7 protein-coding genes are annotated in these 6,355 nt (G+C 34.8%); 3 read left to right on the forward strand and 4 right to left on the reverse strand.

Annotated elements, in window-relative coordinates:
• Window positions 1-120 precede the first annotated feature (120 nt).
• On the reverse strand, window positions 121-411 hold the full coding sequence (locus ACP6PK_RS05135; protein WP_426558342.1) for a hypothetical protein: 291 nt from the start codon (window positions 409-411) through the stop codon (window positions 121-123).
• A 256-nt stretch (window positions 412-667) separates the two neighbouring features.
• On the opposite strand from ACP6PK_RS05135, the gene ACP6PK_RS05140 reads away from it, so the two are divergent.
• Together ACP6PK_RS05140 and ACP6PK_RS05145 are read left to right on the forward strand one after the other, a co-directional pair.
• Complete coding sequence (locus tag ACP6PK_RS05140; protein WP_426558344.1) at window positions 668-2,641, forward strand: NHLP bacteriocin system secretion protein; 1,974 nt, start codon at window positions 668-670, stop codon at window positions 2,639-2,641.
• A 300-nt stretch (window positions 2,642-2,941) separates the two neighbouring features.
• Complete coding sequence (locus ACP6PK_RS05145; protein WP_426558352.1) at window positions 2,942-3,133, forward strand: four helix bundle protein; 192 nt, start codon at window positions 2,942-2,944, stop codon at window positions 3,131-3,133.
• 59 nt (window positions 3,134-3,192) lie between these two features.
• On the opposite strand, the gene ACP6PK_RS05150 is transcribed toward ACP6PK_RS05145, so the two are convergent.
• A complete protein-coding gene (locus tag ACP6PK_RS05150; RefSeq protein ID WP_426558354.1) occupies window positions 3,193-3,459 on the reverse strand; it encodes a DUF2442 domain-containing protein in 267 nt (88 codons plus the stop codon).
• Between the two features lie 258 nt (window positions 3,460-3,717).
• Window positions 3,718-4,125: an IS200/IS605 family transposase gene (tnpA, locus tag ACP6PK_RS05155; protein WP_426558346.1), complete on the reverse strand. Its 408-nt coding sequence runs from the start codon at window positions 4,123-4,125 to the stop codon at window positions 3,718-3,720.
• Window positions 4,126-4,169: 44 nt separating this feature from the next.
• Here tnpA and ACP6PK_RS05160 point away from each other — a divergent pair, with 44 nt between their 5' ends.
• A complete protein-coding gene (locus ACP6PK_RS05160) occupies window positions 4,170-5,432 on the forward strand; it encodes an RNA-guided endonuclease InsQ/TnpB family protein (RefSeq protein WP_426558348.1) in 1,263 nt (420 codons plus the stop codon).
• An 89-nt stretch (window positions 5,433-5,521) separates the two neighbouring features.
• Here ACP6PK_RS05160 and ACP6PK_RS05165 read toward each other — a convergent pair whose 3' ends face one another.
• On the reverse strand, window positions 5,522-6,034 hold the full coding sequence (locus ACP6PK_RS05165; RefSeq protein WP_426558350.1) for a hypothetical protein: 513 nt from the start codon (window positions 6,032-6,034) through the stop codon (window positions 5,522-5,524).
• Window positions 6,035-6,355 lie beyond the last annotated feature (321 nt).

Genomic DNA, 6,355 nt, shown 5'->3' on the forward strand with positions numbered 1-6,355 from the left:
TTTAATAATAGTACGTTCTACTAACTGCATTATCCCTCTTTTAAACATTTAACGAGCTGTTCTGCTTTCCTTTCTCAGTCTAAGATATTTTCAGTTGTTTTCCTATGTTTTTCTATAAAATCAATAAAACTTTACAATACTACTAATAGAGCAGTATTTATCCTGTGATTCTTGTGATTTCTCTTTGGCTAGAGGATGTATTAACAGATGAAAATGATCTGGCATAACAACTAAAACAAAAACATTATATCGCTTTCTATGAAAGAAAAGACAAGCATCTAAAACAATTTGTCTAGCTGCTGGAGTTAATTCAAGCCTTTGCCAGGTTTTAAAAGTTATGAAATATACAGCTCCATCAAATTCCCAGTGAGGTAAATCTCTTTTTGTAATTTTGAGTTTTGGGTTTTTCATCTAATTGTTAGAAGCTTAAATCAGTTGATTTTTACTTAATAGTATATCTCTATCTCTTGTTTGTTATTTGTTATCTATCTATGATTTGTGGCACAGGCTTCCAGCCTGTGTAATGTCATGTATGTATGTAATCATGTATCTCTAATTGTTTATCTGTTTGTTTGTTGTGTGTTTTTGTATTGTTATCTCAAATGGGAACAGCCCAGAGGGCTATTCCACTTGTATGATAGTATTCTATGATAGTAATTGAAAAAAAATGACTACTCAACTACCGAAAAATGACTCCCCAAAACGCCGTATTTTTTCTCAAGAGTCATGGGAACAAATATCTTCTCCTGAAGAATTTGACCAATTAATACAACTAGTTAATATCAAAGACTGGCTATCTTTTGCCATATTTGGCGGTCTCGTATTAGCTGGTATTTTATGGAGTATTTTTGGCAAAATTCCTATTACTGTAACTGGAAAAGGAGTATTAATTCGTCCTCGACAAATAGTAGAATTTCAATCAGCAATTCAAGGTAATTTAGAGTCTCTGAAAATTAGGGATGGAGAGTGTGTCAAAAAAGATGATGTACTGGCAACTATAGATCCATCTCAACTGAAAAAACAGTTGGAGTTACAACAGCAAAAGTTAATTCTTCTGCAAACTCAAGCAGTAGATACTCAACAGTTAGAAAGTCAACGAACTGAATTAGAAATAGATGGTTTGACAAGTAAAGCTGAAAGTTTAAGACAACGTTTGCAAGATACTCAAAATCTGACTCCGACTCTACAAAATAATACTTTAAAAGCACTCCGGGAAAAACGCCAGACTTTGCAGCAACGTTTACAGGATATGCAAGCTGTTACTCCGATATTAAAAGAGGAAAAATTACAGGAAATTAATAAACAACGAACAAGTTTAGAAAAACGTTTGCGAGATGCTAAACAATTAACTCCCGAATTGAGAGATAAAAAATTACAGGCGATCGCCGAACAAAAAATTACTCTTCAGCAAAGGTTAGAAAATGCCAAAAATTTAACTCCACTTCTGCGGGATAAAAATGAATTAGCATTGCAACAACAACGAGAAAGTTTACAGCAACGTTTAAAAGATGCTCAAGAATTAGTTCCTATTTTTCAGGAGAGATTAACACAACGCCAGGAATTATTTGCCGAGGGTGCTATTTCTCAAGATAATTTATTACAAACAGAACAAGAATTTCGGCAAAATTTACAGTCTATTGGTCAAATTGAAGCTGAGTTAAAACAATTAGAAGTACAGGAAACAGAAACTACAGAAAAATATTTAGAAAATTTCAGCAATATTAGCGAAATTGAAGATCGAATCAAAGATTTAGAAGTAGAGGAAGTAGAAACTAATCAGAGATATTTGGATAATATTAATACTATTAGAGAAATTGAAACTGAACTACAAGCATTAGATTCACAAACGACCGAAACTTCTAAACAATTCCTGGATAATCTCAATCAAATTAATGAGATAAAAGTGCAGTTGCAGGAAGTTAAGTTGCAAGAAACGGAAGCTCTGGAAAAATATCTGGAAAACCAAAATACAATTGCTCAATTAAAAGTAGATATACAAGATTTAGATACCCAGAGAAAACGTTTGGAACAGGAAAATTTAGAAGCAGCTAATAGTCGCAAAAATCAAATAGAAGAAGTTAACCGAGAAATTGCTCAATTAGAAAAAGAGGTTGCTGATAATAGTAAAATTCTTAGTCCGGTAGATGGATGTATTTTGGAAATTCAAAGCACTGTCGGACAATATGTAAATCCTGGTACTTCTCTGGGTAAAATTAATGTTCAAGGAAAGTCATCAGAATTAGTCGCAGTTAGTTATTTTCCTGTTAAAGATGGTAAGTTGATTAAATCAGATATGGAAATTAATATTACTCCTGATACTGTGAAACGAGAAAGATTTGGGGGAATTATTGGCAGTATTACTTCTATATCCAATTTTCCTGTGACTAAACAAGGTGCAAGTTTTGTAGTAGGAAATCCCGAAATTGTAGAAAATGTTATTGGGGAAAGTGGGGGGCAAATTGAAGCTTATGCTCAACTAAAAAAAGATGATAATACCTTCAGTGGTTATGAATGGTCTTCAAGTAAAGGACCCCAACAAAAATTAACTGCGGGTACCACAATAACAGCACGAGTAAAAGTGGAAGAAAGAGCGCCTATTACTTTTGTTTTGCCAATTTTAAGAGAATGGACAGGAATTTAATTAAATTCAAAAGTCAAAAGTCAAAAGTCAAAAGTAAGAATTAATCAATTCAAAATTCAAAAGTCATTTCAATTCAAAAGTCAAAAGTAAGAGTTATTAAGTTTAAAGTTAAAAAGTCAAATGAAAAATCATATACCTATTACAGAGAGAACTTTTGAATTTGCAGTTAGAATTACCAAACTTTGTAATCTTTGAGACCAGCAACCAGGAACACCCAGATTACTAGCTAATCAATTATTTAGGTCTGGAACATCAATTGGAGCTAATCTAGCACTAGCAGAATCATAATCAGCTCAGAGTATTAAAGATTTTATTAGTAAACAAGAAATATCTCTCAAAGAACCAAGGGAAACTCGATATTGGTTAAGATTACTTATTGAAACTGATATGATAGAATCTGAAAGAATAGCCAAGCTTTTAGATGAATGCGAACAACTTATTAAAATTCTAGCTCAATCCATAGTTACTAGCAAAAAAAAGCTGAATAACTAACTTATTACTTTCAACTTAAAAATTCTTACTTTTGAATTTTGACTTTTGAACTTTGACTTCTAATATTCTGTTCCATTAATCCAGATTTCATACTCACTTATATCAATTTCATCGTTCCAAATAATTCCACTTCCTGATGGATCTATTTTAAAATTTTTGAATAAAGCAAAATTTTTCAATGGAAAGAACATTGGTTTATCTAATAATTTTTGAATATTATACTTTCTTGTCTGGTGATTGGAGAAATGTACTAATAAAGTGTAGTTATCTACTATTTGAGCTGATTTGATTTTAGGATAGAGAATAATTTTTATTTGATGATTTATTTTAGTGAAAGTTTACTTTTTTATTCTCCTTGCTCCAAGTCTTGAATAGCTTGATTAACCCATCTAATAAGTTCTGGTAAATCATCTTTGCTGAATACTGGCTCCTGCCCTCACCAAAAGACTTTTTCATAAAACCCTAATTACTTGCATAACAATCTACAATGCCAGCCTCAAAGTTAAACAAGCCGACACGGAAAAAGTTCGGGAGTTTGGTAGCCCCGTCTTTTTAAAGCGGGGCGGAAAAACGACTCGGCGACTTTAGTCGCCGTGATGAGGGTCATTAATGTATTCCAAAATCTTAGTTGTGCTGACTTTTCCCGTAGTATCGTAAAAATAACTATGAGTCCACAAACTAGGCAGCTTGCATAGCTCTGGAAACTCTTGTCGCAACAATCTCGATGACCTACCTTTTAAAGCTTTGACTATTTTGTGAATGGCTACGTCAGAGCCATGTTCTACTAAGATATGAACGTGGTCTGGTGCTATTTCTAACCCTTTAATTAACCAGCCTTTTTCTGTAGCCACTTCTGATAAGATAGCTGCCAACCTTATTTTAATTTGGCCCACTAAGACTTTTTTGCGCCGTTTGGGAATCCATACTAAGTGGACATGGGCTAAACCTATAGAATGGTTGCCATGACGGTATATTTTCTGCTGGTCTTTCATGTTGATGGGTTGACATTTATCGACAACTTGATGATAATAGAGGGATGAGCAAAAAAACAAAAAACATAGGGTGTCAACAAATTCTACTGTATGCCGACAAAAACCTATTAGCCATCCTAGAATATTTGTGTGGCGAAGCTAACAAAGTGTTTAACTGTTCCGTTTATTACGCCCGACAAGTTTTTTTTAAGGAAAATCGATGGGTCACTCAAGGGCAACTTTGCAGGCAGATGAAATGGAACAGACATTTTAACGCAATGTATGCTTCTAGTGCCCAACAAATATGCAACGGGGTCATCGAATCTTTCAAAAGTTTTAAACAATTATCGAAACTATTTGTCAGGGGTAAATTAGTTAACAAGCCAAAACCACCTAACTATCGAAAACCGGGTTTATTTACTGTTACTTATCCTAAAATATGGCTCAAACTTACTGACAAAGGGATTAGAGTTCCATTAGGACGCAAGGTTAAAGCATGGTTTGGATTAGATAATTTCTATATTCCAATGGCTAGTAACCTGGACTGGAACTCAATTAAAGAGATTAGGATTTTACCTCGTCACGGCTGTTTTTATGTCGAGTTTGTCTATGAAATCAAGCCTCAACCAATTAAACTAGACCCCAACCAAGCACTCTCTATTGACCACGGTTTAGACAACTGGTTAACTTGTGTGGATACTCTAGGGCACAGCTTTATTGTTAATGGCAAACATTTGAAATCTAAAAACCAGTGGTACAACAAACGAATAGCTCTTCTCAAGGAAAATAAACCACAAGGTTTCTGGTCTAAAAGATTAGCTCGCATCACTGAAAAGCGCAATCGTCAGATGCGTGATGCTGTTAACAAAACAGCGCGATTAATCATCAACCATTGCCTTAAACATGGAATCGGTACAATCATTTTTGGATGGAACAAGGGTCAAAAACAATCAATTGATTTAGGGACGAAAACGAATCAAAAGTTTGTACAAATCCCTACGGCAAGGCTCAAAAAAAGAATTGAGGAAGTTGGTGATTTATATGGGCTTCAATTTTTAGAAACTGAAGAGTCTTATACCTCGAAAGCTAGTTTCTTAGATGATGATCTTCTCCCAACCTACGGTGAAAAACCCGACAACTGGGAACCATCAGGAAAACGCATTCAACGAGGTTTATATCGTTCTGCTGCGGGCTATTTAATTAATGCTGATTGCAATGGTGCAGCAAATATTTTAAGAAAAGTATCTGGAAGGCTTAACTTGAACTTAAGCCAACTAAGTAGAGGCGCATTGACAACGCCTTTAAGAGTTCGATTTTGGACTTCTTAAGAATCCCCGTCTCTTTAGAGCGGGGAGTGTCAACACTATTTAATATATTTAAAATAAACATTAGTTGAATCTAAAAATCAGACTCTAAATTAACTAGCATTTTGGGGTTGATTTTCGTCTAGTTCCGTATCTCGGAAATATTTGCGAATAATTTCCACATCAGGCTCTGTCTCAATCCACAGGCGGGCACCTCCTGCTTGACTTCTGTTAGGTTTATGAGGGCGATAGACGATTTTGCAGTTTCCTAGAATTTCTACTTCGTGGCAGCGATCGTTTCTGTCTCCTTGTTTGACAGAAATGGCTGGAAGAGATGTGCCGTGGTCTCGGTTATGGTCAATTTCTCTTCGCAGCACATGGATAAAAGTATTGCCTGTGCGGAATCCTTTATTCCAAGTTCCTTCAGGACCACGGCGACCAGGGGTAATTTCTGGCATTCCTCTACCATTTAAAGGAATTACCCACAACCGTTTAACTTTTTCGGCTCCTTTGAGACGACCTTGCCTGAGAAGTAATCTGAGTCTAGCAGTAGAAATATTTAAAAGAAAAGCTGCTTCTGTTGTACCAACTTTATTTGGTTTAGTTTCAGTGTTTGTATCTTTCATAAACTGTTTCGGAATAGATATTCTATGAACTGGATAACTAAATACCCATCAAACCACAAAGGATTTAATTTGGCAATCTTTAATTTTCCAGTATTGACTTATGATAGTAATCTTAGTAGGAGATTTTATAATTACCGAAAATCTCAACTAAATTTGGTTTAGTAGTTATATCTTCCGTAAACTGTTTCGGAGCAAATTGAGGAGATGAAAATTTGACTGACCTATATAGATAGTCGAAAATTTCTCACAGACTTTTCCAGAATATTTGCTTTTTCTAGAGGTAAGTATAAATTTCCTGAAGTGGAGCGATCGCCTCAACCA

The organism is Dapis hubbardiae BLCC-M172 (assembly GCF_050016015.1).
In the GTDB taxonomy this organism is placed as follows: domain Bacteria; phylum Cyanobacteriota; class Cyanobacteriia; order Cyanobacteriales; family Microcoleaceae; genus Trichodesmium.

What these genes read in the sequence shown, in the direction of transcription:
- ACP6PK_RS05135 (WP_426558342.1), bottom strand. Translation starts at nt 411, where the DNA reads ATGAAAAACCCAAAACTCAAAATTACAAAAAGAGATTTACCTCACTGG.
- ACP6PK_RS05165 (WP_426558350.1), bottom strand. Translation starts at nt 6,034, where the DNA reads ATGAAAGATACAAACACTGAAACTAAACCAAATAAAGTTGGTACAACA.
- ACP6PK_RS05160 (WP_426558348.1), top strand. Translation starts at nt 4,170, where the DNA reads ATGAGCAAAAAAACAAAAAACATAGGGTGTCAACAAATTCTACTGTAT.
- ACP6PK_RS05140 (WP_426558344.1), top strand. Translation starts at nt 668, where the DNA reads ATGACTACTCAACTACCGAAAAATGACTCCCCAAAACGCCGTATTTTT.
- tnpA (WP_426558346.1), bottom strand. Translation starts at nt 4,125, where the DNA reads ATGAAAGACCAGCAGAAAATATACCGTCATGGCAACCATTCTATAGGT.